The organism is Pseudomonas brassicacearum (assembly GCF_003732225.1).
GTDB lineage: Bacteria > Pseudomonadota > Gammaproteobacteria > Pseudomonadales > Pseudomonadaceae > Aquipseudomonas > Aquipseudomonas brassicacearum_E.
In genome coordinates this window covers 81,280-107,737 of sequence record NZ_MOBJ01000012.1, presented here as the reverse complement: position 1 = coordinate 107,737, position 26,458 = coordinate 81,280, and the positions used below count along the sequence as shown (strand labels likewise).

The 26,458-nt window shown below is 59.4% G+C and carries 21 protein-coding genes and 1 pseudogene; 14 read left to right on the top strand and 8 right to left on the bottom strand.

What is annotated here, in order from left to right:
* Nucleotides 1-38: 38 nt before the first annotated feature.
* Nucleotides 39-1,979, bottom strand: coding sequence for a BCCT family transporter (locus BK659_RS18865; RefSeq protein WP_259740050.1), 1,941 nt, complete (start codon nt 1,977-1,979; stop codon nt 39-41).
* Between the two features lie 482 nt (nt 1,980-2,461).
* Here BK659_RS18865 and betI point away from each other — a divergent pair, with 482 nt between their 5' ends.
* The 10 genes from betI (at nt 2,462) to yccS (ending at nt 17,136) form a co-directional block, all read left to right on the top strand.
* Nucleotides 2,462-3,055: a transcriptional regulator BetI gene (gene betI, locus BK659_RS18860; protein ID WP_123426491.1), complete on the top strand. Its 594-nt coding sequence runs from the start codon at nt 2,462-2,464 to the stop codon at nt 3,053-3,055.
* A gap of 108 nt (nt 3,056-3,163) precedes the next feature.
* Complete coding sequence (betB, locus tag BK659_RS18855; RefSeq protein WP_123426490.1) at nt 3,164-4,636, top strand: betaine-aldehyde dehydrogenase; 1,473 nt, start codon at nt 3,164-3,166, stop codon at nt 4,634-4,636.
* A 146-nt stretch (nt 4,637-4,782) separates the two neighbouring features.
* Nucleotides 4,783-6,486 (top strand): choline dehydrogenase, encoded by a 1,704-nt coding sequence (betA, locus tag BK659_RS18850; protein ID WP_123426489.1) that lies wholly within the window; start codon nt 4,783-4,785, stop codon nt 6,484-6,486.
* A 271-nt stretch (nt 6,487-6,757) separates the two neighbouring features.
* Entirely contained in the window at nt 6,758-7,453 is a 696-nt protein-coding gene (locus tag BK659_RS18845; protein WP_071552994.1) for an RraA family protein, read from the top strand.
* 116 nt (nt 7,454-7,569) lie between these two features.
* Entirely contained in the window at nt 7,570-9,012 is a 1,443-nt protein-coding gene (locus tag BK659_RS18840) for a TldD/PmbA family protein (RefSeq protein WP_123426488.1), read from the top strand.
* Entirely contained in the window at nt 9,012-10,349 is a 1,338-nt protein-coding gene (locus tag BK659_RS18835; RefSeq protein ID WP_123426487.1) for a TldD/PmbA family protein, read from the top strand. The genes BK659_RS18840 and BK659_RS18835 overlap by 1 nt, the downstream gene beginning before the upstream one ends.
* Before the next feature lie 112 nt (nt 10,350-10,461).
* Complete coding sequence (gene mdtD / locus BK659_RS18830; RefSeq protein WP_123426486.1) at nt 10,462-11,889, top strand: multidrug transporter subunit MdtD; 1,428 nt, start codon at nt 10,462-10,464, stop codon at nt 11,887-11,889.
* Between the two features lie 148 nt (nt 11,890-12,037).
* The gene (gene dbpA / locus BK659_RS18825; protein WP_259740280.1) at nt 12,038-13,375 is read left to right on the top strand and encodes an ATP-dependent RNA helicase DbpA; all 1,338 of its coding nucleotides are present in this window, start codon (nt 12,038-12,040) and stop codon (nt 13,373-13,375) included.
* A gap of 148 nt (nt 13,376-13,523) precedes the next feature.
* The gene (locus BK659_RS18815; protein WP_123426485.1) at nt 13,524-14,702 is read left to right on the top strand and encodes a BaiN/RdsA family NAD(P)/FAD-dependent oxidoreductase; all 1,179 of its coding nucleotides are present in this window, start codon (nt 13,524-13,526) and stop codon (nt 14,700-14,702) included.
* A gap of 250 nt (nt 14,703-14,952) precedes the next feature.
* Nucleotides 14,953-17,136, top strand: a complete 2,184-nt coding sequence (yccS, locus tag BK659_RS18810) for a YccS family putative transporter (RefSeq protein ID WP_123426484.1) — start codon at nt 14,953-14,955, stop codon at nt 17,134-17,136.
* A 151-nt stretch (nt 17,137-17,287) separates the two neighbouring features.
* Here the strand turns inward: yccS and BK659_RS18805 are convergent, their stop codons facing one another.
* Entirely contained in the window at nt 17,288-18,025 is a 738-nt protein-coding gene (locus BK659_RS18805) for a substrate-binding periplasmic protein (protein WP_123426483.1), read from the bottom strand.
* A 265-nt stretch (nt 18,026-18,290) separates the two neighbouring features.
* On the opposite strand from BK659_RS18805, the gene BK659_RS18800 reads away from it, so the two are divergent.
* On the top strand, nt 18,291-18,743 hold the full coding sequence (locus BK659_RS18800; protein ID WP_123426482.1) for a GNAT family N-acetyltransferase: 453 nt from the start codon (nt 18,291-18,293) through the stop codon (nt 18,741-18,743).
* A gap of 108 nt (nt 18,744-18,851) precedes the next feature.
* Here BK659_RS18800 and BK659_RS18795 read toward each other — a convergent pair whose 3' ends face one another.
* The 3 genes from BK659_RS18795 to BK659_RS18785 all read right to left on the bottom strand — a co-directional run bounded on the left by BK659_RS18795 (nt 18,852) and on the right by BK659_RS18785 (nt 21,899).
* Nucleotides 18,852-19,148, bottom strand: a complete 297-nt coding sequence (locus tag BK659_RS18795; protein WP_123426481.1) for a winged helix-turn-helix domain-containing protein — start codon at nt 19,146-19,148, stop codon at nt 18,852-18,854.
* 93 nt (nt 19,149-19,241) lie between these two features.
* Nucleotides 19,242-19,733, bottom strand: coding sequence for a M48 metallopeptidase family protein (locus BK659_RS18790; RefSeq protein WP_123426480.1), 492 nt, complete (start codon nt 19,731-19,733; stop codon nt 19,242-19,244).
* A 42-nt stretch (nt 19,734-19,775) separates the two neighbouring features.
* Nucleotides 19,776-21,899, bottom strand: coding sequence for a putative bifunctional diguanylate cyclase/phosphodiesterase (locus BK659_RS18785; protein ID WP_123426479.1), 2,124 nt, complete (start codon nt 21,897-21,899; stop codon nt 19,776-19,778).
* A gap of 322 nt (nt 21,900-22,221) precedes the next feature.
* On the opposite strand from BK659_RS18785, the gene BK659_RS18780 reads away from it, so the two are divergent.
* The 3 genes from BK659_RS18780 (at nt 22,222) to BK659_RS18770 (ending at nt 24,577) form a co-directional block, all read left to right on the top strand.
* The gene (locus BK659_RS18780) at nt 22,222-22,893 is read left to right on the top strand and encodes a polysaccharide lyase family 7 protein (RefSeq protein ID WP_123426478.1); all 672 of its coding nucleotides are present in this window, start codon (nt 22,222-22,224) and stop codon (nt 22,891-22,893) included.
* A gap of 386 nt (nt 22,894-23,279) precedes the next feature.
* Nucleotides 23,280-23,573 (top strand): fructose-bisphosphate aldolase, encoded by a 294-nt coding sequence (locus tag BK659_RS18775; RefSeq protein ID WP_123426477.1) that lies wholly within the window; start codon nt 23,280-23,282, stop codon nt 23,571-23,573.
* Between the two features lie 179 nt (nt 23,574-23,752).
* Nucleotides 23,753-24,577 carry an aspartyl/asparaginyl beta-hydroxylase domain-containing protein gene (locus tag BK659_RS18770; RefSeq protein ID WP_123426476.1) on the top strand — a complete coding sequence of 275 codons (825 nt, stop codon included), beginning with the start codon at nt 23,753-23,755 and terminating at the stop codon, nt 24,575-24,577.
* Between the two features lie 98 nt (nt 24,578-24,675).
* Here the strand turns inward: BK659_RS18770 and BK659_RS18765 are convergent.
* From BK659_RS18765 to BK659_RS18755, 3 genes and pseudogenes are all read right to left on the bottom strand, one after another.
* Nucleotides 24,676-24,852: pseudogene (locus tag BK659_RS18765) on the bottom strand (class II fructose-bisphosphate aldolase); the annotation flags it as partial.
* Nucleotides 24,848-26,113 (bottom strand): type II toxin-antitoxin system HipA family toxin, encoded by a 1,266-nt coding sequence (locus BK659_RS18760; RefSeq protein ID WP_123426475.1) that lies wholly within the window; start codon nt 26,111-26,113, stop codon nt 24,848-24,850. The pseudogene BK659_RS18765 and the gene BK659_RS18760, both read right to left, overlap by 5 nt.
* Nucleotides 26,106-26,357, bottom strand: a complete 252-nt coding sequence (locus tag BK659_RS18755) for a helix-turn-helix transcriptional regulator (protein ID WP_123426474.1) — start codon at nt 26,355-26,357, stop codon at nt 26,106-26,108. Before BK659_RS18755 ends, BK659_RS18760 begins: the two co-directional genes overlap by 8 nt.
* Between the last annotated feature and the right edge of the window lie 101 nt (nt 26,358-26,458).

Here is a 26,458-nt window from a genome sequence, read left to right as displayed (position 1 = left end):
ATCTGCGGTGTTTCTATAAACACCGCAGGCCTCAGGTTTTAGCTATACACCCGGCCCAGGAGCTGCCGATGGCTTTCAAACTGATCGAGCACATCACGGGTGATCTGATCCTGAGTGAAGCCCATCAAGTCGTACTCCTGACTGCCGTTGTGCAGGTACACCTCGGCACGGTAGTAACGCGTGCGCGCTTCATCCGGGTTCGGCGATTCGCTCGGTGCCGCCAGATAGCCGTCCAGGCTCACTTCGTAGACAAAAGGGTTGCCCTCTTCCATCTCGATTCGCACGCCCATGCAACGCTTGGCTTTACCCAGCAATGTCTGAACATCCAGACCCTGGGTACGCAATTGCGCCGCCGCATCTTCCAGCGCCGGGCTGACGTGCTTGTCCATGAAACGCTGAACGATCGACTGGCTCGGTTGCAGATCCAGCTGAGTCAAACGCTCGCTGAAACCACGACGACCACGCGCTGCCAGTTCGGCTTGTTCCTGCTCGATCTGCACGTCCTGGCGCATGGCCTTGTGCAAGCCGAACATGAAGAACACCAGCACCACCGAGAACGGCAGACCGGCCAGCACCACCATGGTTTGCATGGCTTCGAAGTTACCGGCGAACAGCAGGCCAATGGTCACCAGCGTGATCACCACCGACCAGAAGATCCGCAGCCAGTGCGGGGCGTCTTCGTCGACGTTGCCGCCCTTGCAGGACAGGTTCGCCATCATCACCGCGCCAGAGTCGGCCGGAGTCAGGAACAACACGAAACCGACAAAGATCGACACGCCGATCACGATTTTCGACGCCGGGTAATGCTCAAGCAGCTGGTAGATTGCCATGGACGGCTGTTCCAGCGCCGTCTTCCCGAGCTCCACCGCCCCATGGTTCATCACCAGATCCAGCGCCGAGTTACCGAAGATCGACAACCAGGCCAAGGTGAAGCCCAGCGGAATCAGCAACACGCCGGCCACCAGTTCACGCACGGTACGACCGCGGGAAATACGCGCGATAAACATGCCCACGAATGGTGCCCAGGAAATCCACCACGCCCAGTAGAACAGGGTCCACAGGCCCAACCAGCGCTCGGATTTTGCGTTGTCGGCTTCGTACACATACAGGTCGAAGGTCTTCAGCACCACGCCGTTCAGGTAGTCGCCGATGTTCTGCACGAAACCGTTGAGCAGGTGCAGGGTCGGGCCGAACAGCAGCACGAAAATCAGCAGGCCGCTGAACAGCACGATGTTCAGGTTGGACAGACGGCGGATGCCGTTTTCCACGCCCGACACGGCGGCGATGGTCGCCACGGTGCTCATCACGATGATCACGATCAGCAGGTTGGTGTTGCTGTGCTCCATGCCGAACAGGTTCTCAAGACCCGACGACACTTGCAGCGAGCCAATCCCCAGGTTGGTCACCAGACCCAGCAGGGTCACGAACATGCCAAAGCCGTCTACCGCATGACCGGCCGCACCTTTGACCCAACGCTCGCCCACCAGCGGATACAGCGCCGAACGCAGCGCCAACGGCTGGTTATGACGGTAAGCAAAGTACGCCACGGCCAAGCCGACCAAGGCGTAGATCGCCCAGCCATGCAAACCCCAATGCAGGAACGTCAGTTGCACCGCCTGACGCGCTGCCAGGTTGCTGCCAGCCACGCCTTCCGGCGGGTTGAAGTAGTGATCCAAAGGTTCGGATGCACCGAAGTACAGCAGCGAGATACCGATACCGGACGAGAACAGCATCCCGGCCCAGGCGCCATAGCTGAAGTCCGGAGTGTCGTCCTTGCTGCCCAGTTTGAGCTTGCCGTAGGACGAAAACGCCAGACCAACGACGAATACCAGATAGGCGGCAATCACCACCATGTAGTACCAGCCGAAGCTGCGCGACAACCAGGCCTGAGCGATCCCCAGCATTCTCCCGGCTTCTTGCGGCGCGGCGATGAGGATGGCGGTCAGCAGCAGGATCAATGCGGTCGAGGTGTAGAACACCCAACCGTTGACCGTCACCTTATCGGGTGGGGTCTTTATAAGAGAGGCAGAACTCATTGCACAGATGCTCCAGGCAGTGCGAGAGAAAGACACAAGGCAAAGCAGTACCCGACCAATCGGTTAGTTGGCAGCCGACCTGCGGGTGATATAAAGACACCCCGAAAAAAGCCCGAAACCGCGGCAGCAGCGTTGAAAACCGACCTCGACGATCGCGCGCGCGTACATGACGCAGCGCATGACCCTGAGCGTCTTGCCCATTCAACACGTCCATTGCAATCGGTTCGCAGCATGCCCCGTGCGGGTTTCGAGCATTTTCGGATGTCGTTTTTCCGCCAACCACACGTAGGAAAAACCTGTAGGCAGCGACGATTTGTCGCAGATCTTATTCTTTGTTGATTGAACGTTCAATCAAAACAAAATAGACTGGCCTTCAATCCGGTAGCCGTTTTTCGTCCACCGGGAGGCCTAAGGAGATGTGCAAGATGCCCAAGGTCGGTATGCAACCCATCCGCCGCCAGCAGTTGATCGAAGCCACTTTGCTGGCCGTCGATCAGGTCGGAATGGGGGACGCCAGCATTGCGCTGATCGCCCGTTTGGCCGGTGTCTCGAATGGCATCATCAGTCACTATTTTCAGGACAAGAATGGCCTGATCGCCGCCACGATGCGGTACCTGATGAGTGTCCTCAGCGAGAGCGTCACCGCGCGCCGCCAGGCGCTGGGGGATAACAGCCCGCGGGCTCATCTTCAGGTGATTATCGAAGGCAACTTCGACGCCAGCCAGGTCAATGGCCCGGCAATGAAAACCTGGTTGGCTTTCTGGGCAACCAGCATGCACCAACCGTCTTTACACAGGTTGCAGCGGATCAACGATCACCGCCTGTATTCCAACCTGTGCTGCGAGTTCCGCCGAGTGCTGCCGCTTGATCAGGCACGCAGCGCAGCACGCGGGCTGGCGGCCCTGATTGACGGTTTGTGGTTACGCGGCGCGCTGTCGGGAGACGCTTTCGACACCGAGCAGGCGCAACGAATCGCTTACGAATATATGGATATCCAACTGGCTAAGCAGGAGCGCTAGAGCACACATAACCGCTCGGCCCCTGAACGGCTACTGATCAGCGATGCCCAGGCTTTACGGCACGCCCAGTGGTTAACGCCAACAACTTTATGCACTTGCGAGGACTCTATGGCCCGTTTCGAACTGCAAAAACTTTACATCGACGGCGGTTACTCCGACGCCAGCGGCGACGCCACCTTCGAAGCCATCAACCCGGCTAACGGTGAAGTTCTCGCCACAGTGCAACGTGCAACCTTCGCCGATGTCGAACGCGCTGTCGTCAGCGCCGAAAAGGGCCAGAAAATCTGGGCCGCGATGACCGCCATGGAGCGTTCGCGCATCCTGCGCCGTGCCGTTGAAATCCTGCGCGAGCGCAATGATGAACTGGCCGCCCTGGAAACCCTGGACACCGGCAAGGCGTACTCCGAAACCCGCTACGTCGACATCGTCACCGGCGCTGACGTACTGGAATACTACGCAGGCCTGGTGCCAGCCATCGAAGGCGAGCAAATCCCGCTGCGCACCACGTCGTTCGTTTACACCCGTCGCGAGCCACTGGGCATCGTGGCCGGTATCGGCGCGTGGAACTACCCGATCCAGATCGCTCTGTGGAAGTCTGCTCCAGCCCTGGCGGCCGGTAACGCGATGATCTTCAAGCCAAGCGAAGTCACTTCCCTGACGACCCTGAAACTGGCTGAAATCTACACCGAAGCAGGCCTGCCAGCCGGCGTGTTCAACGTTCTGACCGGTAGCGGCCGTGAAGTCGGCACCTGGCTGACCGAGCACCCACGCATCGAAAAAATCTCCTTCACCGGCGGCACCGACACCGGCAAGAAGGTCATGGCCAGCGCTTCCGGCTCGTCCTTGAAAGACGTGACCATGGAACTGGGCGGCAAATCCCCACTGATCATTTTCGACGACGCCGACCTCGATCGCGCCGCCGACACCGCGATGATGGCCAACTTCTACAGCTCCGGTCAGGTCTGCACCAACGGCACTCGCGTGTTCGTACCGAGCCACCTGAAAGCCGCTTTCGAAGCCAAGATTGTTGAGCGCGTTGCGCGCATTCGCGTCGGCAACCCGGAAGACGAAAACACCAACTTCGGCCCACTGGTCAGCTTCGCCCACATGGAAAGCGTGCTCGGCTACATCGCCAAAGGTAAGGAAGAAGGCGCTCGCCTGCTGTGCGGCGGTGATCGTCTGACCGAAGGCGAATTCGCCAAAGGCGCCTTCGTGGCCCCGACCGTGTTCACCGACTGCACCGACGAGATGACCATCGTTCGCGAAGAAATCTTCGGCCCGGTGATGAGCATCCTGACTTACGAAACCGAAGAAGAAGTGATCCGTCGCGCCAACGACACCGAGTTCGGCCTGGCCGCCGGCGTCGTCACCAAGGACCTGAACCGCGCTCACCGCGTGATTCATCAACTGGAAGCCGGTATCTGCTGGATCAACGCCTGGGGCGAGTCCGACGCCAAGATGCCGGTCGGCGGCTACAAGCAGTCGGGCGTGGGCCGTGAGAACGGCATCAGCTCGCTGAACAACTTCACCCGCATCAAATCGGTACAGGTCGAGCTGGGCGATTACGCCTCGGTGTTCTAAGGCGGCATCTGCTTCGCCCGCGAGGCCGCCATCGCGAGCAAGCTCGCTCCCACAGGAGTCCTCATTCCAATGTGGGAGCGAGCTTGCTCGCGATCGAGTGCGCAGCACTCGCCATGACCTGACCAACTTCAAAGAGGGTGCATTCAATGTCCCAGGAATACGACTACATCATCATCGGGGCCGGCTCTGCCGGTAACACCCTGGCGACCCGTCTGACTGAAGACGAAGGCGTCACCGTCCTGCTGCTCGAAGCCGGCGGTCCGGATTACCGTTTCGACTTCCGCACGCAAATGCCTGCGGCACTGGCGTTCCCACTACAAGGCCGTCGCTACAACTGGGCCTACGAGACCGATCCAGAGCCACACATGGACGGCCGCCGGATGGAATGCGGTCGCGGCAAGGGCCTGGGCGGTTCTTCGCTGATCAATGGCATGTGCTACATCCGCGGTAACGCCATGGACTACGACGGCTGGGCGAAAAACCCTGGCCTGGAAGACTGGACCTACCTGGACTGCCTGCCGTATTTCCGCAAAGCGGAAACCCGTGACATCGGCGCCAACGACTACCACGGTGGCGAAGGTCCGGTCAGCGTGACCACCCCTAAAGCCGGCAACAACCCGCTGTTCCACGCGATGGTTGAAGCAGGCGTGCAGGCCGGTTACCCGGCGACCTCCGACCTGAACGGCTACCAGCAGGAAGGTTTCGGTCCGATGGACCGTACCGTGACGCCTAAAGGCCGTCGCTCCAGCACCGCGCGCGGCTACCTGGACATCGCCAAAAAGCGTTCGACCCTGAACATCGTCACCCACGCCCTGACCGACAAGATTCTGTTCGAAGGCAAGCGTGCGGTCGGCGTACGTTACCTGGTGGGCAGCGCCGAAGAGCCCGTTGAAGCCCGTGCACGCAAAGAAGTGTTGCTGTGCAGCGGCGCGATTGCTTCGCCGCAGATCCTCCAACGCTCCGGCGTCGGCCCGGCCAAGCTGCTCAAAAGCCTGGACATCCCCGTGGTTCACGACCTGCCAGGCGTCGGCGAAAACCTGCAGGACCACCTGGAACTGTACCTGCAATACGCGTGCACCCAGCCGGTTTCGCTGTACCCGTCGCTGCTCTGGTACAACCAGCCGGCCATTGGCGCCGAGTGGTTGTTCAACGGCACCGGTATCGGCGCCAGCAACCAGTTCGAAGCCGGCGGTTTTATCCGCACGCGTCCAGACTTCGAATGGCCGAACATTCAGTACCACTTCCTGCCGGTAGCGATTAACTACAACGGCAGCAACGGTGTTAAAGAGCACGGCTTCCAGGCGCACATGGGCTCCATGCGTTCGCCAAGCCGTGGCCGCATCCAAGTTAAATCCAAGGATCCGCGCCAGCACCCGAGCATCCTGTTCAACTACATGGCCACCGAGCAAGACTGGCAGGAATTCCGCGACGGCATCCGCCTGACCCGTGAAATCATGCAGCAGCCGGCACTCGACGCTTTCCGTGGTCGCGAGTTGAGCCCAGGCATCGACGTGCAAACCGACGAGCAACTCGACAAGTTCATCCGTGAACACGCCGAAACCGCATTCCACCCGTCCTGCTCGTGCAAGATGGGCACCGACGAAATGGCGGTGGTCGATGGTCAGGGTCGCGTCCACGGGATGCAGGGTCTGCGTGTGGTCGATGCCTCGATCATGCCGCTGATCACCACCGGTAACCTGAACGCACCCACGATCATGATGGCCGAGAAAATCGCCGACAAGATCCGTGGTCGTCAGCCATTGCCACGCAGCAAGGCCAAGTACTACGTCGCGGGCGACGCCCCGGTGCGTGGCAAGCCGTTGCGTGAAGTGGGTCCTACCGCGCAGTAACACCGCGCCTGCGGCGCATCGCGAGCAAGCTCGCTCCCACACTTGATCTGTGTTGAATGCTGAATAGCGGTTCGACGCAAATCCAATGTGGGAGCGAGCTTGCTCGCGATGGCTGTCTACCAAACGACACACCTCTCCCCGCCTTACACCCTCCTACACCGCTTCACCCTTGATCCCACCCCCCGCGCAGGCCTAATCTAGTCACCGCGCAAACGTTTCACCCCCCGCCCCCATCGACAAGCCGCCACCTGGCTGGCCACGAGGCTTACTCATGTTTGATGTCGTATCTTCGAGCAAATGGCCCACCGGCTACCTGATCAATCCAAACGTTGAACCCCTCGATCCAAAGTGGCTTCAGGCATTCAGCAAGATCCCCGCCGCCGCCGTCAGCGACTGCCTGGGTCGCAACGTCGGTGGTCTGGGTTTGAAAGCCTTCCACGGCAATGCGCCGATGCTGGGCAGTGCGCTGACGGTTCGCGTGCGCCCCGGCGACAACCTGATGATTCTCAAAGCCATGCAGATGGCTCGGCCCGGCGACGTGCTGGTGATCGACGGCAGTGCCGACCTGACCCGCGCCGTATTCGGCGGCATCATGCGTGCCATGGCCCTCAAGGCCGGGATCGTTGGCGTGGTCATCAACGGCGCCCTGCGCGACCTCGACGAGTGGCAAACCGGTGAACTGCCGGCCTACGCCATCGGCGGCGTGCACCGTGGCCCGAGCACCGACGGTGGCGGCGAAATCAACGTACCGATCTCCTGCGCCGGCATGCTGGTTGCCCCCGGCGACCTGATGATTGGCGACGGTGACGGCGTAGTCGCTGCATCGCGCAGCGAACTGCCGGAACTGTTGGTGCGCTGCCACGACCTGCTCGCGCGGGAAAAGGCTACGCTTGCGGCTATCGAAGCCGGAACGCTGGACCCGGATCGTTTCGACGCCATCCTGCGCGCCAAGGGTTGCCCGGTCTAACCGCCAAAAGCATCGCGAGCAAGCTCGCTCCCACAGGTTATGCGCAATCCTTGTGGGAGCGAGCTTGCTCGCGATGAGGCCCTTGAGGCCGCCGCCACTCACAAGGAGGTTCTCCAATGTTCGATTTCCACCCCCAGCTCAAGCAGCGTTTCGCTGCTCTGCGCACGGGCGCTGAATTCTTTTCGCTGCGCTATGTGCGCGAGTCGGGTCAGTACCTGTCGGTACGCAAGAACGTTGCCGAGCCGCCGCACCTGAGCCGTGACGAAGGCGCGATGCTGACCGCACGAGTCAATGGCGTCGAAGCCTACGCCGCGACCAATGACCTGTCGCCAGCAGGCCTGCAAGCCGCCCTCGACCGCGCCGAACAACAGGCCCGCTCGATCGCCGCCCATGCCCTGCTCGACCTGCGCCAGCAGCCGGTTTCCAGCGAGCGCGCCGATTACCTGTCACCGGATCTTGCACAACCCTTCCCGTCCCTCAGCGATTGCTACCAACTGCTCGGCGCCGAATCCGCCGCCGTGCCCAAGGACGAGCGGCTGGTGAACTGGCAGGTCAGCATCGGCATCACGCACGTCGAGCAGATCTACCTCAACAGCGCCGGCGCCGAACTGCGTCAGGCGCAACGCTTCGTCTACCCTGGGCTGGATGTCACCGCTTACGACGGCAACGACAGCCAGACCCGCAGCCTGGGCCGCGAAAACTTCGGCCAGCAAGGCGGCGCGGACGTGATCAGCCGTTGCGGACTGATCGGTGCCGGGCCGACCGTTGCCGATCAGGCGCTGCAATTGCTGCTGGCGCCAAACACCCCGCAGGGCAAACGCGACCTGCTGCTGATGCCGGACCAGATGATGCTGCAGATCCACGAATCCATCGGCCACCCGCTGGAACTGGACCGCATCCTCGGCGACGAGCGCAACTATGCCGGCACCAGCTTCGTCAAAACCAGCGACTTCGGCAGCCTGCAATACGGCTCCGAACTGCTCAACGTGACCTTCGACCCGGACATTCCCGAGCAGCTCGCCAGCTACGGCCATGACGACGACGGCACGGCTGCGAGCAAACAATTCCTGATCCGCGAGGGCTTGCTGATCCGTCCACTGGGCGGCGCGCTGTCGCAATTCCGTGCAGGCCTCGACGGCGTCGCCAACAGCCGCGCCTGCGGCTGGAACCGTCCACCCATCGACCGCATGGCCAACCTCAACATCGAGCCAGGTGACCAGCCACTCGAGCAGTTGATCAGCGGCATCGAACACGGTGTGCTGATGTCGACTAATCGCTCATGGTCAATTGACGACGCACGGAATAAATTCCAGTTCGGCTGCGAGTGGGGTCAGTTGATTGAAAACGGCGAACTCAAAGGCGTGGTGAAGAACCCGAATTACCGGGGCATTTCCGCGCAGTTCTGGCGCAATCTCAGTGCCGTTGGCGACGTCAGTACCTTCAAGGTGCTGGGCACGCCGAACTGCGGCAAGGGCGAACCGAACCAGGTAATCCGCGTCGGCCATGCCTCGCCGGCCTGCGTATTCAGCAACATTGACGTGTTTGGGGGAGACGCCTGATGGCGACGGTATTGAGTCAGGTCGAGCAATTCAAAGGACTGGTGGCCTGGTTGCGAGATGCCCTGCGCGAGCCTGAGCAATTCACCTTGAGCTACGCCGCCGAATCGTCGGCGTTCGTGCGCTTCAACCACGCCAAAGTGCGTCAGGCTGGCCAGGTTCAGCAGGCCAGCCTGGGTTTCAAACTGATCGATGACGGTCGGCACGCGGACCTGAGCATCACCCTCGCCGGTGATCCCGAGGTTGACCTTCAGCGCCTGGCCGAAGGCCTGCAACAGCTGCGCGAGACTCTGCCGTTGTTGCCGCAGGATCCGTATCTGCTGCTTAACCACACGGGCTGGCAGAGCAAGAATGTGCAGGATCACCCGTTGCCGGACACCGAGCAGGTGATCGCCGAAATCGCTCGTGCCGCCGAGGGTCTCGATCTGGTCGGTTTCTACGCCGCCGGGCCGATCAGCCGGGGTTTCGCCAGTTCGTCCGGCGCCTTTGGCTGGCATCAGGCCAACAGCTTCAACTTCGATTTCAGCCTGTTCCACGCCAACGGCCAAGCGGTAAAAGCCAGTTATGCCGGGCACGACTGGAACAGCGAAGGTTTCGCCAAACGCTTCCAGCAGGCCCGTCAACAGTTGGAGTTTTTGGGGCGGCCACTGCGCACGTTGGCGCCGGGTCAGTACCGCGCCTATCTGGCGCCGGCAGCGCTGGAAGAAATCGTCGGCATGCTCTGCTGGGGTGGTTTCTCTGCGCAGTCGATTGCCAGCAAAAGCAGCCCGCTGCAAAAACTCTACGCGGGCGATAGCGCGTTCAGCCCGCTGCTCTCGCTGGATGAAAAAGTCAGTGGTTCCCTGAGCCCGGCGTTTTCCGGCGAAGGCTACCCGCGCAGCGATCTTGGCTTGATCGTTGCGGGCAAGGCTGGCGAGCGGCTGGTGGGCTCGCGCAGCGCCGCCGAATACGGCCTGACCGCCAACGGCGCCAGCGGCGGTGAGTCGCCAAGCGCCTTGAACATGGCTGCCGGTGCGTTGCCGGAAGCCGAAATCCTCAAGCAGCTCGGCACCGGCTTGTACATCAGCAACCTGTGGTATCTGAACTACTCGGACCAGCCGGCCGCACGCCTGACCGGCATGACCCGTTTCGCGACCTTCTGGGTCGAGAACGGCGAGATTCAGGCACCCGTCAGCACCATGCGCTTTGATGACAGCGCCTACAGCCTGCTCGGTTCGCAGCTGGAAGCACTGACCAGCGAGCGTGAGCTGATTTTGTCGGCCAGCACCTACAGCCAACGGGCGACGGCTTCAGCGTTGTTGCCGGGAGCGCTGGTCAGCCGCCTGACGTTGACGCTGTAAAAAGCATCGCGAGCAAGCTCGCTCCCACAGGAAATTCACCGTCCATGTGGGAGCGAGCTTGCTCGCGATGAAGCCATCACGGACTACCTGACTCACTCTCACAAGAGGTCCCATGCCCAACCGCCCGGCTCTTGACGCAATCACCGCCCGTTGGGTCCCCTGGGTGGTGGCAATTGCGTTTTTCATGCAGTCCCTCGATGGGACCATCCTCAACACCGCCCTCCCCGCCATGGCCCGCGACCTGGCCGAAGACCCGCTGCGCATGCAGGGCGTGATCATCGCCTACATGCTCACCGTCGCCTTGCTGATTCCGGCGTCGGGCTGGATCGCCGACCGCTTCGGCACCCGGAAAATCTTCTTCGGCGCGATCCTGTTGTTCAGCCTCGGCTCCTTGCTCTGTGCGCTCTCCAGCACTTTGAGCATGCTGGTCGGCGCCCGGGTGATTCAGGGCCTGGGCGGCGCATTGATGCTGCCGGTCGGGCGACTGGTGGTGCTGCGCGCGTATCCGCGTTCGGAACTGGTGCGGATCATGGGTTTCATCACCATTCCCGGCCTGCTCGGGCCGCTGATCGGCCCGACCATGGGCGGCTGGATGGTGCAATACCTGACCTGGCACTGGATCTTCCTGATCAACCTGCCGGTCGGGTTGGTCGGTTGCTACGCGGTATGGAAATTCATTCCGGACCTGCGGGGCAGTGAGCGCACGCGCTTCGATGGCTTGGGTTTTCTGCTGTTCGGCGCGGCGATGGTGCTGATCACCATTGCCATGGAAGGTCTGGGCGAGCTGCACCTGCCGCATTTGCGGGTAATGTTGCTGCTGTTCGGCGGCATGGCGTGCCTGGCGGCTTATTGGCTGCGGGCCGGGCATATCGACAATCCGTTGTTCGCGCCGGCGCTGTTCAAGACCCGGACCTTTGCCGTGGGGATTCTCGGCAACCTGTTCGCCCGTCTGGGCAGCGGCGCCCTGCCATTCCTGGTGCCGTTGCTGCTACAGGTTGCATTGGGCTACTCGCCGTCCCTGGCCGGGATGAGCATGTTGCCGCTGGCCGCTGCGGCGATGTTCGCCAAGTCGATTGCCCGGCCACTGATCGAACGCCTGGGCTACCGCATCGTGCTCACCGGCAACACGCTGGCGTTGGGGATCATGCTGGCGAGCATGGGCCTGGTCAGCGAGCAGACGCCTTATTGGTTGCTGCTGGTGCTGCTGGCGATACTCGGCGCGATCAACTCCTTGCAGTTCACGGCGATGAACACCGTGACCCTGATCGACCTCGACGACGCCAGCGCCAGCAGCGGCAACAGCCTGCTGTCAGTGGTCGCGCAGCTGTCGCTGAGTCTCGGCGTTGCCTGCGCCGGTGCCCTGCTCGGCGGCTTTACGGCGGAGGTTGGTAATGATGGCGTGGACACGGTGTTGGGCGCGTTCCAGCTGACGTTTGTCACGGTTGGAGTCATGGCGATGTTGGCCGCGACGATTTTTTCTCAGCTGTCCCCAAAGGATGGACGACGGATGGTCAGCCGCGAGCACGATATCGAGCACTGACCCGTGCCTCGGCAGCTGCTACGACTATTCGTCCAGAATTTGCAGGTGGAGAGCGCGGGGCTGGTACACTGCGCGACATTTTGTTTTGCAGGCCAGTCCCGTGACCACCATCGCCACCGCTTTTAATACTTTGCCGCTGTCCGCCGCCATGCTGGCTAACCTCGACTCCCTCGGTTATGCCCAGATGACGCCGATCCAGGCGCAAAGCTTGCCGGTGATCCTCAAGGGGATGGACCTGATCGCCCAGGCCAAGACCGGCAGCGGTAAAACCGCCGCCTTCGGTATCGGCCTGCTGAACCCGATCAATCCGCGTTTCTTCGGCTGCCAGGCATTGGTCATCTGCCCGACCCGCGAGCTGGCCGACCAGGTCGCCAAGGAAATCCGTCGTCTGGCCCGCGCCGAAGACAACATCAAGGTCCTGACCCTGTGTGGCGGCGTGTCGTTCGGTCCGCAGATCGGCTCGCTGGAGCACGGCGCGCACATCATCGTTGGCACTCCGGGGCGCATCCAGCAGCACCTGCGCAAGGGTTCGCTGGTGCTTCATGGCCTGAACACGCTGATCCTCGACGAAGCCGACCGCATGCTCGACATGGGTTTCTACGATTCCATCGAAGAAATCATCGCCCAGTGCCCTGAGCGTCGCCAGACCCTGCTGTTCTCCGCCACTTATCCGGTGGGCATCAAGCAGTTGGCGTCGAAGTTCATGCGCAACCCGCAGCAAGTGAAGGCCGAGGCGTTCCACGACGACACGCAGATCGAGCAGCGTTTCTACGAAATCTCGCCGGAAGAGCGCATGGACGCAGTGGTCAAAGTCCTCGCGCATTTCCGTCCGCAATCCACGGTCGCGTTCTGTTTCACCAAGCAGCAAGTACAGGAAACCGTCGACCACCTGACCGCCAAAGGCATCTCGGCCGTTGGTCTGCACGGTGACCTGGAGCAGCGTGATCGCGACCAGGTCCTGGCGATGTTCGCCAACCGCAGTACCTCGGTACTGGTCGCCACCGACGTCGCCGCCCGTGGTCTGGACATCGATGCGCTGGACATGGTGGTCAACGTCGAACTGGCCCGCGACTCGGAAATCCACATTCACCGCGTTGGCCGTACCGGTCGTGCCGGTGAGAAAGGCATCGCCATCAGCCTGGTGGCGCCGTCCGAAGCCCATCGCGCCCAAGCCATCGAGCAACTGCAGAAGTCGCCGTTGAGCTGGGATCAACTGGACAACCTGACCTCCCAGGGCGGCTCTCCGTTGCTACCGGCCATGAGCACCTTGTGCATCGGCGCTGGTCGTAAAGACAAGGTTCGCCCGGGCGATATCCTTGGCGCACTGACCGGCGATGCCGGTGTTCCAGGCGCCCAGGTCGGCAAGATCGCGATCTTCGACTACCAGGCCTATGTCGCCGTGGAACGCGGGATCGCCAAGCAAGCCTTGCAGCGCCTGAACGACGGCAAGATCAAAGGCCGCTCGCTGCGCGTACGGATTTTGTAAAAACACCGCATATCCCTGTGGGAGCGAGCTTGCTCGCGATAGCGGACTGACAGACAACATCAATGTTGAATGTACTGGCCCCATCGCGAGCAAGCTCGCTCCCACATTGGTCCACCGGTGAATTTAAAATTTGTGTGAGGACACCGTTTTGCGCTCTACCGAAGTCGTGATCATTGGCGCTGGCGCCGCTGGGTTGATGTGTGCGCTGACCGCCGCCGGGCGCGGGCGCAAGGTGATGTTGCTCGACCACGCGAACAAGGCCGGCAAGAAAATCCTCATGTCCGGCGGTGGCCGCTGCAATTTCACCAACATGTACACCGAACCAGGCAATTTCCTCTCGCAAAACGCGCACTTCTGCAAATCCGCGCTGGCGCGCTACACCCAGTGGGATTTCATCGGGATGGTCGCCAAGCACGGCGTGCCCTACCACGAGAAAAAGCTCGGCCAGCTGTTCTGCGATAACAAATCCAGCGACATCCTCGGCATGCTCCTCGACGAGTGCGATCAGGTCGGCGTCAACCTGCACCTGGACACTTCGATCCAGAACATCGAAAAACTCGAAAGCGGTTACCTGCTGGAAACCACGCTGGGCCAGTTGACCTGCGAATCGCTGGTGATCGCCACCGGTGGCCTGTCGATTCCGACCCTGGGCGCCACCGGTTTCGGTTATCAAGTGGCCAAGCAGTTCGGCCACCAGTTGCTGCCCACTCGCGCCGGCCTGGTGCCGTTCACCATCACTGATCAGCTGAAAGAGCTGTGCACCGAGCTGTCCGGCACTTCAGTGGATTGCCTGGTGAGCTGCAACGATCAGAGCTTTCGCGAGAACATCCTGTTCACTCACCGTGGCCTCAGCGGCCCGGCGATCTTGCAGATTTCCTCGTTCTGGCAATCCGGCGACGCGGTCGAGATCAACCTGCTGCCCGACCACGACGTGCCAAGCTGGCTGCAACAACAGCAAGCCGAGCGTCCGAACAGCGAGCTGAAGACCCTGCTGGGCGAAATATTCACCAAGAAGATGGCCAACCTGCTGGCCGACAACTGGTTCGTCTCCAAGCCGATGAAGCAGTACACCCACGCCGAGTTGGCCGATATCGCCGCAAAACTCGCGAGCTGGACGCTGGTCCCGGCCGGCACCGAAGGCTATCGCACTGCCGAAGTCACGCTCGGCGGCGTCGACACCCATGAGGTCTCGTCCAAAACCATGGAATCGCTGAAAAGCCCCGGCCTGTACTTCATCGGCGAAGTGCTGGATGTCACCGGACATCTGGGCGGTTTCAACTTCCAATGGGCCTGGGCCTCGGGTTACGCGGCCGCGCAGTACGTCTGACACAAAGCCATACACAGAACAAATGTGGGAGCGAGCTTGCTCGCGATAGCGGCCTGACAGTCAACATAGATGTTGAATGTACTGGCCTCATCGCGAGCAAGCTCGCTCCCACATTGAATCTATGGTGATTTGCAGATTGCATTCACACAAGGAAGGAACAGTTTTTGCTGTCAGATGTGATCGGCGCCATTGCGTCGTCGTCATTACTGGCTCAATTTAGCTGCATTGCCCCGGAAGGCCTCCGCACTTCATGTCATCGACCTCGTTTCGTCAGTCTCTGCGTCGCCTTTGGGCGCTGGATAAATTCAGCTACAGCGTACGGGTGTTCATCGCCCTGACCGGCACCATGGTGCTGTGTTGGTACCAGAATGAAATGGGCCTGCTGATCCCGCTGTTCCTGGGGATTATCGCCAGCGCCCTGGCCGAAACCGACGACAGTTGGCAGGGTCGGCTCAATGCATTGGCCGTGACGCTGGTGTGCTTCAGCGTTGCCGCGTTCTCGGTCGAGTTGTTGTTCCCCTACCCGTACATCTTCGTGTTCGCCCTGGCACTGGCCAGCTTCGGCCTGACCATGCTCGGTGCTTTAGGCGAACGCTATGGCGCGATTGCCTCGGCGACGTTGATTCTGTCGGTGTACACCATGATTGGTGTGGATCAACGCGGCGGCGCGGTCACCGATTTCTGGCATGAACCGGTGTTGCTGGTGGCTGGCGCGGCCTGGTACGGCTTGCTCTCGGTACTGTGGCAGGCGCTGTTTTCCAACCAACCGGTGCAGCAGAGCCTGGCGCGGTTGTTTCGCGAGCTGGGGTTTTACCTGAAGCTCAAATCATCGCTGTTCGAGCCGATCCGCCAGATGGACGTCGAAGCCCGACGGCTGGAACTGGCACAGCAAAATGGCCGGGTGGTCGCGGCGCTCAACGCGGCCAAGGAAATCATTCTGCACCGGGTCGGCAATGGCCGGCCGGGCTCGAAAGTCAGCCGCTACCTGAAGCTGTATTTCCTCGCCCAGGACATCCACGAACGCGCCAGTTCTTCGCACTATCCGTACAACGCCCTGGCCGAAGCCTTTTTCCACAGTGACGTGCTGTTCCGCTGCCAACGCCTGTTGCGCCAGCAAGGCAAAGCCTGCCGAGCATTGGCCGAGTCGATCCAGATGCGTCAGCCGTTCGTCTACGACGACAGCTTCGCCGAAGCCCTCAGCGACCTGCACGCCTCCCTCGAACACCTGCGCATCCAGAGCAACCCGGCCTGGCGCGGCTTGCTGCGCTCGTTGCGCGCGCTGGCGGCCAACCTCGGCACGCTTGACCGCTTGCTCAGCGATGCGAGCAACCCCGACAGCCTGGCCGATGCCACCGACAGCAGCCTCCTCGACCGTTCACCGCGCAACCTCAAGGACGTCTGGACGCGCCTGCGTACGCAGCTGACGCCGACCTCGTTGCTGTTTCGCCACGCCCTTCGTCTGCCCCTGGCCCTGACCATCGGCTACGGCATGGTGCACCTGATCCACCCGTCGCAAGGCTACTGGATCATTCTCACCACGCTGTTTGTCTGCCAACCGAACTACGGCGCCACGCGGCGCAAACTCGGCCAGCGGATTCTTGGCACCGCGATTGGTCTGACCCTGGCCTGGGCGTTGTTCGATCTGTTCCCCAACCCGCTGGTGCAATCGTGTTTCGCGATTGCCGCCGGGGTCGTGTTCTTTATCAACCGCACCACCCGCTACACCCTGGCGACAGCGGCGATCACCTTGATGATTCTGTTCTGCTTCAACCAGGTCGGCGACGGCTACGGGCTGTTCCTGCCAAGGCTGCTCGATACCTTGCTCGGCGGCCTGATTGCGGGGCTGGCGGTGCTCCTGTTCCTGCCGGACTGGCAGGGCCGCAGGCTGAACAAAGTGCTGGCCAACACCCTGACCTGCAACAGCATTTACCTGCGGCAAATCATGCAGCAATACGCTGCCGGTAAACGTGATGACCTGGCCTATCGGCTGGCCCGACGTAATGCGCACAACGCCGATGCGGCGCTGTCGACCACGCTGGCCAACATGCTCATGGAGCCGGGGCATTTCCGTAAGGAAGCCGACGTCGGTTTCCGTTTCCTGGTGCTGTCCCACACCTTGCTCAGCTACCTCTCGGGCCTCGGCGCACACCGCGAAATCCAGCTACCCGCTGACGTTCGTGAACAACTGATCGACGGCGCCGGCGTCAGTCTGGCAACCAGCATCGACGAAATCGCCCAAGGGTTGGCGAGCAAACTGTCGATTGCGATTCAAAGTGACGAAGAAGAAACCCTGGCCGCCGCGCTGGAACAAATGCCCGACGAGATCGACGAAGGTCAGCGTCTGGTGCAGACACAACTGGCGTTGATCTGCCGGCAATTGGGACCGCTGCGCACGCTGGCGGCGCATTTGATCAAGGATACGAGCGAGGATTGAGGCCTGTGGTGACCGGGCAGGCCCCATCGCGAGCAAGCTCGCTCCCACAGGGGTTCGGCGGCGTACAGAGGTTCTGTGCCCGACACAGATCCAGTGTGGGAGCGAGCTTGCTCGCGATGAGGTCATCCGCCACACCACACAACCCCGACTCTCACATCCCATGCTGCCTGAGCAATCGCTCATAGCTGCCATCCTCCTTCATCGCTGCAATCTCGCGGTCGAAGCCGGCGACAATCTTTTCATGGTCGGGGTTCTTCAGGCTGACCAGAATATGCAGGCTGTTTTCGCTCAGAGGATTGGGCAGGAACTCCACGGAATTGCGCACCTTGGATGATTCGCGCGCCAGGTAATAGCGGGCGACGTATTCGTCTTCCAGCGTCAGCTTCACCCGGTCAGCGGCGAGCATGCGTACCGCCATGGGGAAGTTGTGCACCTGGACTTTCTGCAAGGCCACGTCGCCGTCAAACTCGGGCGAATAGGCGTAGCCACGCACCACGGCAATCGGATAGGTGTGCAATTGCTGCAAGTTGTTGTATTCGATCGGCGTGTCTTTACGCTTGATGAAACGTATCCGGTTGAGCAGGTATTCGCTGGAAAACTGCCCGATGTGGGTTCGCTCTTCGTTGAACCAGGCATTGACCAGCACGTCGTAACGCCCTTCGCCCACACCCAGCAAAGCTCTGGCCCAAGGCACCTGTTCGAAATCACTGGCATAACCCGCCCGCGCCAGCGCGGTACTGACAATATCAGTCGCCACCCCGCCATTGACCAGCGTGGCATCGGTAAACGGTGGCCAGGCATCGGCCACCAGACGCAGTTTCTCCGCTGTGGCGCTCTGGGTCAGCAACAGCAACCCTATCAAGGCAAAGGCTAGATGCAATCGCGGCATGCTAAAAAATCCTTAGCGGGCGGGCAGCCCAGCGTGTTTTTAGCCAAAACTCGAAGGCCGGTGTACCGAATCACGGCCACAACCCCGGTCCTAACAGTAGCTCATTGAAGCCACAACAAACCGCTACAACGCAGATTACACAAAGAAGACAGAGTCGCGAGAAATGAATGATGGCATTTTGGCCTTTATCACAGATTTTTCTGCCGCAAGACATCCAGCGGCAGGACGCTTAGTATCGGAGCGAGGTTGTTCAAGGAATGTGAAGATGACAATTGAGTGGGTCTGCAAACACCACAGCGATCTGGGTAAAGAACAGCTGTACGCCATTTTGCAATTGCGTGCAGAGGTGTTCGTTGTCGAGCAGAAATGTGTTTATCAGGATATCGATGGTCAGGATCTGGACGGCGACACTTGCCATTTGATGGCCTGGGACGGGGAGCGGTTGGTGGCTTACCTGAGATTGCTCGACCCGATTTCACAGGGCGGTGACGTGGTGATCGGGCGGGTGATTACCGCACCAGAAGCCCGCGGCAAGGGGCTGGGCCACGAGTTGCTGAGTCAGGCGTTGATACAGGCCGAGAAATACTGGCCTGAAGTGCCGATCTATCTGTCGGCCCAGGCGCATTTGCAGGGGTATTACGGGCGGTACGGGTTTGTCGTGGTGGGTGAGGAATACCTGGAGGATGACATTCCGCATATCGGGATGCGTCGTTCTTGAGGGCCCTATCGCGAGCAAGCTCGCTCCCACACTGATCTGCGGCACGACGAAGATCCCTTGTGGGAGCGAGCTTGCTCGCGATGGCGCCAGTCGCGACACCGCAAAGTCTCAGGGGTAATCCAGCACCGCTTTGATCTGCTGCAAATGCTGCTCGATCCACCCGCGATCAATCGCCCCCCAGCTCAGAATCCGATAGCGCCCCGCATGGTTGCGCGCGCCCTCTTCCTGCTCGAATTCACACACAATATCCAGATCCGCCAACGCCGCAATCGTGTCCTGGGCGGTACGCCGCGGCATACCGGTCACTTCGGTCAGCGCCGGAACACTGCTGGCCAGTCCGCTGTCGATCAGGTACGCCACGTACAGGCGGCGGTAAAAGCTGCTCTTGGTTTTGCTGACGTCCATTCACCTGCTCCATATTTAAAAGATCGCAGCCTGCGGCAGCTCCTACGCGCATTTCCATGTAGGAGCTGCCGCAGGCTGCGATCTTTTGATCCGCTATTGCATATCCCGCCAGGTGAGGTACACCCGCAAGTCGAATTCCAACTGGTGATAGCCCGGCAGCATATGCTCGCACAGCTTGTAGAAAGCCTTGTTGTGATCGGACTCTTTGAAATGCGCCAGCTCATGCACCACGATCATTTTCAGAAACTGCGGCGCGGCGTCCTTGAATAACGAGGCGATGCGAATTTCTTTCTTGGCCTTGAGTTTGCCGCCCTGCACGCGCGAGATCGCCGTGTGCAGGCCGAGGGCACGGTGGGTCAGGTCGAGGCGGTTGTCGAACAGCACTTTGTCGATGGCCGGCGCATTGCGCAGGTATTCCTGTTTCAACTCCAGCGCGTAGCTATACAGCGCCTTGTCACTCTGCACCGCGTGTTTATCCGGGTAACGTTGGCTCAGGTAATCATCCAGCCGATCCTGATCGATCAACTGGCGCACTTGCTCTTGCAAGGCAGCGGGGTAAGCCTGGAGGTACTTGAGCGTGGTCATGGGCCAACAACAGAGTGACGAAAGGCCGCCAGTGTAGCGAATTCAGGCAGTCAGCGCGCTCCAGTCAAACGGCTGCGCAAAGCTATCGGCATCCTGGGCCATCAACGGCCTGGCCACCAGGAAACCTTGCACATACTGGCAACCGTTGGCCTCAAGCCATTGATACTGCGCAACGGTTTCCACGCCCTCGGCGATCACCAGCATCCCGAATTGCTTGCACAGCTCGATGACGCTGCGAGCCAGCGCCGCATCCCGTGGGGAATCGAGTATCCGGGCAATCAGGTGGCGGTCGAGCTTGAGCGTGTCCAGTTCCAGATCGCGTAAATGGGCCAGCGAGCACGGCCCCGAGCCAAAGTCATCAAGTGCTACCCGCACGCCGAGGTGACGCAACAGGCGCAGCTGTTTGCGCGACTCATCAACATTTTGGATCAAGGCGTCTTCGGTGATTTCAACTTCCAGCTGATACGGCTGCAAGTCGTGGCGCTCCAGCACCTGACGCAACTCGGTGACCAGGTTTGTCATACCGAACTGGGTGCTGCTCAAGCTCACACCGAGCACCAGATCCTCGGCAAACAGGTTTTCCCAGGCCTTTCGCTGCCTGGCACTGTGATGGTAAATCCAGCTGCCGAGACGACTGATCAGCCGCGCTTCTTCCAGCAACGGTAAAAACAACCCCGGCGGGACATCACCGACACTCGGATGCTGCCAGCGCAGCAAGGCTTCAAACCCGCGTATGCGACCGTCGGCAATCGCCACCTGGGGCTGATACACCAGGTTGAAATCCTTGTTTTCGACGGCCGTGCGCACGCTTTCTTCGAGCATCAGCCGCGAACGCGCGCGACCATTCATTTCATGGTCGTAGAAGCGATACTGCTGACGTCCGGCGCGCTTGGCTTCGTACATGGCGATATCGGACGCGCGTAACAAACCGTCGAGGCTGGAGCCACAATCGGGATAAGTAGCGATACCGATGCTCGCCCCCAGCGCCACATCCAGCCCTTCAATTTCCTGACACATCGATATGCGCTCGATGAGCTTTTCGGCAATCTTCGCCGCCTGCTCGGGAAACTCCAGGTCGAGCAACGCCGTGAACTCATCACCGCCCATGCGCGCCAGAATGTCGAACGGCCGCAAACAGGCCTTCAACTGCTCGGACACCCAACGCAGCACTCGATCGCCCGCATCGTGGCCCAACGAATCGTTGACCCGCTTGAAGCCATCGAGGTCCAGGTACAACAAGACCCAGGCGCTGTCGGAACGCTCACCGCGCAACAGCAGGTTTTCCACGGTCTGGTAGAAGCCACGACGGTTGAGCAGCCCGGTCAGCGGGTCCGTGACAGCCTGGAACTCCAACTGCTGATGCAGATGGCGTACCACCGACATGTCGAGAACGGTCACCACCATGGCCTTCTGTTCAGACGGAAGCGGCGCACAGGACAGCGCCACCGGCACTTGCTGGCCGGGCGCGGTGCGCAGGAGTGCATCGTGCACGCGCCAGGTTTCACCGCGGCGATAACCGGCATAAATGTCAGAATCTGCCCACACCGGCACATGTGGTTTTTGCAGGAAGTCGACGAACTCCGCGCCTTGCAATTCGGTGACCGTCGCATTGAGCAGGCGCGACATGGCCGGGTTGGCGAAGCGGATCAGACCGTCCTCGCCCACCACCAGAATCCCTTCGGCGGCGTTATCCAGCACCGAGGCATTGAAGGCCCGCGCGGCTTCCAGATCCTGGCTTAGCCGCTGCAAGGCCCGGCGATTGCGCTGGTGTTCAAGCAGCGCCTGGACTTTGGGTTTGAGGATTTGCGGGTCAAACGGTTTGAACAGGTAATCCACCGCGCCACTGGCATAGCCCTTGATCACCGCATCCTGGGACTGTTCGTTGGCGGTAAGGAAAATGATCGGGGTCAGACGAGTACGCTGGCTACCGCGCATCAAACGCGCCACTTCAAAACCGTCCATCCCTGGCATCTGCACATCCAGCAACACCAGGTCGATTTCATGTTCGAGTAACAGGCTCAAGGCTTCAAAGCCGGAAGCCGCGGTCATCACTTGCCAGTCCTGGCGCTGTAACAACGCACGCATACTGATCAGATTTTCAGGGTAATCATCCACGATTAAAAGAACTGAGCTGCCTTCACCTGGCTTGGGTTGCGCGCATTCCATGCTGCTTCTCTTGTAGTGACGTCAGGCCGGTACCGTCGAAATAAACCGGACAAATACTGCGATCTCACTCTAGACCCGGATCTGCAAAAGCAATAGGTGTCGTCGCGCCATCACTCAGCCAAAGCCTCGACTCCCGACTAACGGTCAGCTCCAAAGGCACTGAAGACCGGCAAAGGTGGCAATTCGACAGAGGGTTGACGCCAGTTATCCGCCAGACGGGCATTAACATGCCTCTCTTCTACGCTTATAAAGACCGCCCTCTAACGCGCGGGCTAGAGCTTCTGGCACGTGCGTGCAGCTAGAATTCGTGGAAGCTTTGATTATGATCGATCTCGCAACCTGGAACCTCAGTGTTCCTGTCGGCAGCCCACCGTACACCGTTGACACCGGCAAACTGGTGAACGGTTTCAAGGATCAATACTTCCACTCCGACACCGGGACACTTTTCTTCTGGTCCCCGGTGACCGGCTCCCGCACCGAAAACGCGATTTACCCTCGCACCGAACTGCGCGAAACCTACAGCAACGGCACCCTGCGCAACTGGCTCTACCCCGATGCCGATAACTTGCTGCGCGCGACCCTCGCGGTGAACCAGGTGCCAAGTTCGGGCAAAATCGTCATCGGCCAGATCCACGCCTACAACAGCCAAAAACCGTTGGTGAAAGTCGAGTATCAGTACAAGACCAGCACCTCGACCGGCAGCATCGTCGCCAAGGTGCGCATGCACCCGGACGACGATGCTGGCCGAGTGATCACCATCGCCACGGGGGTGAAACTGGATCAGGAATTCGCCTACCTCATCCACCTCAGCCCCGGCGGCGCCTTGGGCATCAGCGCCGCCGGCTACTCATGGGACACTCAGATCAGCGCCACCTGGCGTGACAAACCGTTGTATTTCAAGGCCGGGGTGTATGTGCAGGACAACACCGGGTACACCAGCGAAGGTGGGAAAGTGACGTTCAGCAAGCTGGATATTGATCACAACAAGAGCTGACGACTTGATCTCAACTCTTGAGGACAACCCGGTCCCCGTAGCAGCTGTCGAGCCTGCGAGGCTGCGTTCGGCCGCAAAGCGGTCGTAATCCGGCAAATGCGGTTTACCTGAAGAAACTCGGCGTCAGGTTTTACGACTGCTCCGCAGCCGAACGCAGCCTCGCAGGCTCGACAGCTGCTACGGGTGCTACGGGCGCTTCTGAACACTTGGTCAGAAAGGCCGAAATCCCTCACTTCAAAAGCAACTCTTCCTACACCCCTCCCGTTGCCACCCAAGAAGCCCCCGCGTACCGTTAATCCCGTCGACTGGCTTCGGTCAGCGGCAGGGTTTCGTAGCCCTAATCAAAAAGAGGAAAGCAATTTTTCATTATCCTCAAGGCCCTACTCATGACTACTCAAAATCCGCCCCGCCGCTTCACCCCCTTCACCCAAATCGCCACCGACTACCCCGTCCTGCTCATCGACAGCCACGCCCCGCTGCGCGAACTCCACGCCTGCGTCAGCGAACGCTTGCACGCCGTCCTCAGTTACCTCACCCTCATGGCCTGCACCAGCCTGCCCGACTACGCCGAACGCGACATCAACACGGTCACCAATGTGGCGCGCTTGATGGTTCAGGACATTACCGATGTGTTTGGGGTGATTGAGCAGCGAGGGTTTGACGAGCCCGCGAATGGCTGAAAGCCTGGCCAAAAAACGGGGGGCAGACCCAATAAATCTGCCCACCTCATTTTTAAGAATTCTTTACAAATAAGAAACATTTATTACAGAATGAGCCCTTGTGACGGCGAATATAATGCCGAGCCTATCGGCATTTTTCCAATCCGAATACCCGCGCCACCTCAGGGGAACTGAGTTCCATGAACACTCGAGTCATCCGCAAGAAAGCAGTCTCGGCGATCACCATTCTCGGTATTGCAGCCATTATTTATTGTTTTCCGGTGGCAACCCTTTGGTTTCTTGTTGTGCTTTGTATTTGCGGCATATATGACTTTCTGCGCAATGGCATATTCGATATCGACATCGTCAAAAAGTATTTTATAGGTGGCGGCCGTAATACATGGCTGCTCGCGCCGCTGAATACTTTTTTCGACCTGCTGTGCAAGCCAAGCCGTTATGTTTACAAGTTGCGCGACCTTCCCGAAGGCCATCAGCACGATATCAACTATGTGATTGAAACCGCCATGGCTCACAAGGAAGAGATCATTGAATTCCTCGACGCGCGCATGGCCCAGAAAAAGCGCGGCATGTTGTTCTTCCAATGGTATGGCCGCACGATCGATACCGAACTCAACATCCCCGCACTTCAGAAAAAACTGCCTTATATAAAGACCATCGGCGTATCGGTTTTCAATGAAAATCAGTCAACGTCCTTTCACTTCGGGCCGTTGCGCATGATGTACCGCGTGCTCTACAACATCATGCCGGCCGCCCATCATGACGGTGTCTACATTCAAGTCAGGAAGCAAAAACACTACTGGCACGACGATCCGCTGTTCATCTTTGACGACACCCTGTTGCACGCCTCCTTCAACAAGAACGACGCCAAACGCTACTGCCTGTTTCTCGACATACTGCGCCCGTCCTGGGCCTCTTTTATCCTGAATGGTATCGTCGCTTCGTTTGCGGGAGCAGCCTTCGCCTTGCGTCGGTTCTTTTACAAAAACTGGAAACTTATTCAGTAAGCGTAAAAACGGGGAATACTTAATTACCCCATCACGCTCACCCAACAAAAAACCCGTCTCTCGGCGGGTTTTTTATTAGTGCTGTTTAACGCTCAGGTTTAGTTAACCTTGGCGTTCAACTCACCCTTCAGATAACGCTGGAACATCGCTTCCAACGAAACAGGTTTGATCTTCGAAGCATTACCGGCAGTACCGAACGCTTCATAACGTGCGATGCACACGTCGCGCATGGCGGTGACGGTGGCGCCGAAGAATTTACGTGGGTCAAATTCACTCGTTAACTACAGGTTTACGGCTTAGCCTCGGCGCAACCGAGTCATTGAGTGCCATCAGCCGTCCGGCATCCCATTCTGCCTGCATACCCGCAAACAGCTCACTGTCTACGCGATGCCGATTGACTGCCAGCGCTTCGGTCATTGCCTCAGCAATTCGCTCAATGATCAACGCGGGTCTATCAACCGCGCAGTGCTTGCGACCAAATTCAACCAGGTGCTGACGATCAGGGTAGGTCTTTACCTTGTTCATCTTTATCGCCAAGGTCCGGTCAACCAATGAGCGACCGGATTTGGGATTGTAGTTCTCATAGACGGTCGTCGTTGTCACATCAAAGACGGGCGCCAGTTGCACCGTATCAAGTGCTTCAGGGTGGGTATAAATCACTCCGAAGTTCTTCAAATGCGCATCACCATTACGAACCATGACCGAAAGACAAACTGACGAAAAAAACCGTTCCAGTTCGCGTACCGGGTCAGCGTGTCGGCACACCTTTGCGATCACCGCAGCCAACGTCTCGTAGCTTTGAGAGTACTTATAGTTGTCATGAGGGTCTTTGTTGAGCCCCAGAAGGACAGCCATGTCTTCAAACCCGAGCCGCCCGGACGACGTCAAATCGAAACGTTCCATGACAAACAGATCGCCGCTTTCAGAAATCCAGAATCGCGGCGTCTCCAACCCGGCAAGACGGGCCGCTTCCAGGCACAGAAACTCGTTCTGAGCCAAGTGCGCATACTCGTCAGCCCCTGACTTAACAATCAAATCAGAGCTGAGCATGGTTTTTCGATTGCCCGTCAGCTTGTCCAGATCGGGCACCAGCACTTTGGGCTGCACGCCTGAAATGCCCGACTCAAAATAGGTATCGACGAGAAAGTCGAAGACACCTTGCGAGCTGTCGGCAGAGAGGATTTCCTGCAACCCGACCTGAGCACGAACGGATACGGATGCCTCTATCGGGTTTTGATAAGTGAGGCGCCCGATCTGATTCCCGCCAATAACCGACAACAGGCGCATTTCATCCACTTGCATGTGCTTGGCCATGCGACGTTTGATCTGATCAGCCAGAAACCCCTCTGGCACGTTCATGTCGAATATTGGATGCAACACATTGCTGATCGAAGGCGTCGGGTCATAGGGCATGACCAGCGAGACTTCCTTCGGCGCATCAGAGGATTCGTAGGCAAACGAAAACTGTGATCCTTTGGACAACTGGCCCGAGAAGCCTTGCGGGGTCATGACGTTGAGCAGCTTGACCCTACTCATCGTGCTCTACCAAATCGGCGAGGGATCTGAGGTCGATCCGGTTGTCGACAATTTCAAGGGCCATGCCCAGCGCCGAGATAACCCTGAACACGGTGTAGAGCGATACATTTTCACCGGCCTCAAGGTCGATGATGGTTTTGCGGCTGCATTTTGCTCTGTGGGCCAATTGCACCTGGTTCTGGCCTTTGGCGCGCCGCAATTGGCGGATTCGCTCACCGAACACTGATGGGTTGTGCAGCAGCATAAATGTCACCTATAACGGACTTTATTAATCTACGACTTAATTATGTCCACTATAGGTGACATTTCAAGCACCTTACGTCTGCTCCTCATAAAGGCAAATCT

What these genes read in the sequence shown, in the direction of transcription:
- yccS (WP_123426484.1), top strand. Translation starts at nt 14,953, where the DNA reads ATGTCATCGACCTCGTTTCGTCAGTCTCTGCGTCGCCTTTGGGCGCTG.
- BK659_RS18805 (WP_123426483.1), bottom strand. Translation starts at nt 18,025, where the DNA reads ATGCCGCGATTGCATCTAGCCTTTGCCTTGATAGGGTTGCTGTTGCTG.
- BK659_RS18775 (WP_123426477.1), top strand. Translation starts at nt 23,280, where the DNA reads ATGACTACTCAAAATCCGCCCCGCCGCTTCACCCCCTTCACCCAAATC.
- dbpA (WP_259740280.1), top strand. Translation starts at nt 12,038, where the DNA reads ATGCTGGCTAACCTCGACTCCCTCGGTTATGCCCAGATGACGCCGATC.
- BK659_RS18795 (WP_123426481.1), bottom strand. Translation starts at nt 19,148, where the DNA reads ATGGACGTCAGCAAAACCAAGAGCAGCTTTTACCGCCGCCTGTACGTG.
- betA (WP_123426489.1), top strand. Translation starts at nt 4,783, where the DNA reads ATGTCCCAGGAATACGACTACATCATCATCGGGGCCGGCTCTGCCGGT.
- BK659_RS18840 (WP_123426488.1), top strand. Translation starts at nt 7,570, where the DNA reads ATGTTCGATTTCCACCCCCAGCTCAAGCAGCGTTTCGCTGCTCTGCGC.
- BK659_RS18770 (WP_123426476.1), top strand. Translation starts at nt 23,753, where the DNA reads ATGAACACTCGAGTCATCCGCAAGAAAGCAGTCTCGGCGATCACCATT.
- mdtD (WP_123426486.1), top strand. Translation starts at nt 10,462, where the DNA reads ATGCCCAACCGCCCGGCTCTTGACGCAATCACCGCCCGTTGGGTCCCC.
- BK659_RS18760 (WP_123426475.1), bottom strand. Translation starts at nt 26,113, where the DNA reads ATGAGTAGGGTCAAGCTGCTCAACGTCATGACCCCGCAAGGCTTCTCG.
- BK659_RS18845 (WP_071552994.1), top strand. Translation starts at nt 6,758, where the DNA reads ATGTTTGATGTCGTATCTTCGAGCAAATGGCCCACCGGCTACCTGATC.
- BK659_RS18800 (WP_123426482.1), top strand. Translation starts at nt 18,291, where the DNA reads ATGACAATTGAGTGGGTCTGCAAACACCACAGCGATCTGGGTAAAGAA.
- BK659_RS18755 (WP_123426474.1), bottom strand. Translation starts at nt 26,357, where the DNA reads ATGCTGCTGCACAACCCATCAGTGTTCGGTGAGCGAATCCGCCAATTG.
- BK659_RS18790 (WP_123426480.1), bottom strand. Translation starts at nt 19,733, where the DNA reads ATGACCACGCTCAAGTACCTCCAGGCTTACCCCGCTGCCTTGCAAGAG.
- BK659_RS18835 (WP_123426487.1), top strand. Translation starts at nt 9,012, where the DNA reads ATGGCGACGGTATTGAGTCAGGTCGAGCAATTCAAAGGACTGGTGGCC.
- betB (WP_123426490.1), top strand. Translation starts at nt 3,164, where the DNA reads ATGGCCCGTTTCGAACTGCAAAAACTTTACATCGACGGCGGTTACTCC.
- betI (WP_123426491.1), top strand. Translation starts at nt 2,462, where the DNA reads ATGCCCAAGGTCGGTATGCAACCCATCCGCCGCCAGCAGTTGATCGAA.
- BK659_RS18780 (WP_123426478.1), top strand. Translation starts at nt 22,222, where the DNA reads ATGATCGATCTCGCAACCTGGAACCTCAGTGTTCCTGTCGGCAGCCCA.
- BK659_RS18785 (WP_123426479.1), bottom strand. Translation starts at nt 21,899, where the DNA reads ATGGAATGCGCGCAACCCAAGCCAGGTGAAGGCAGCTCAGTTCTTTTA.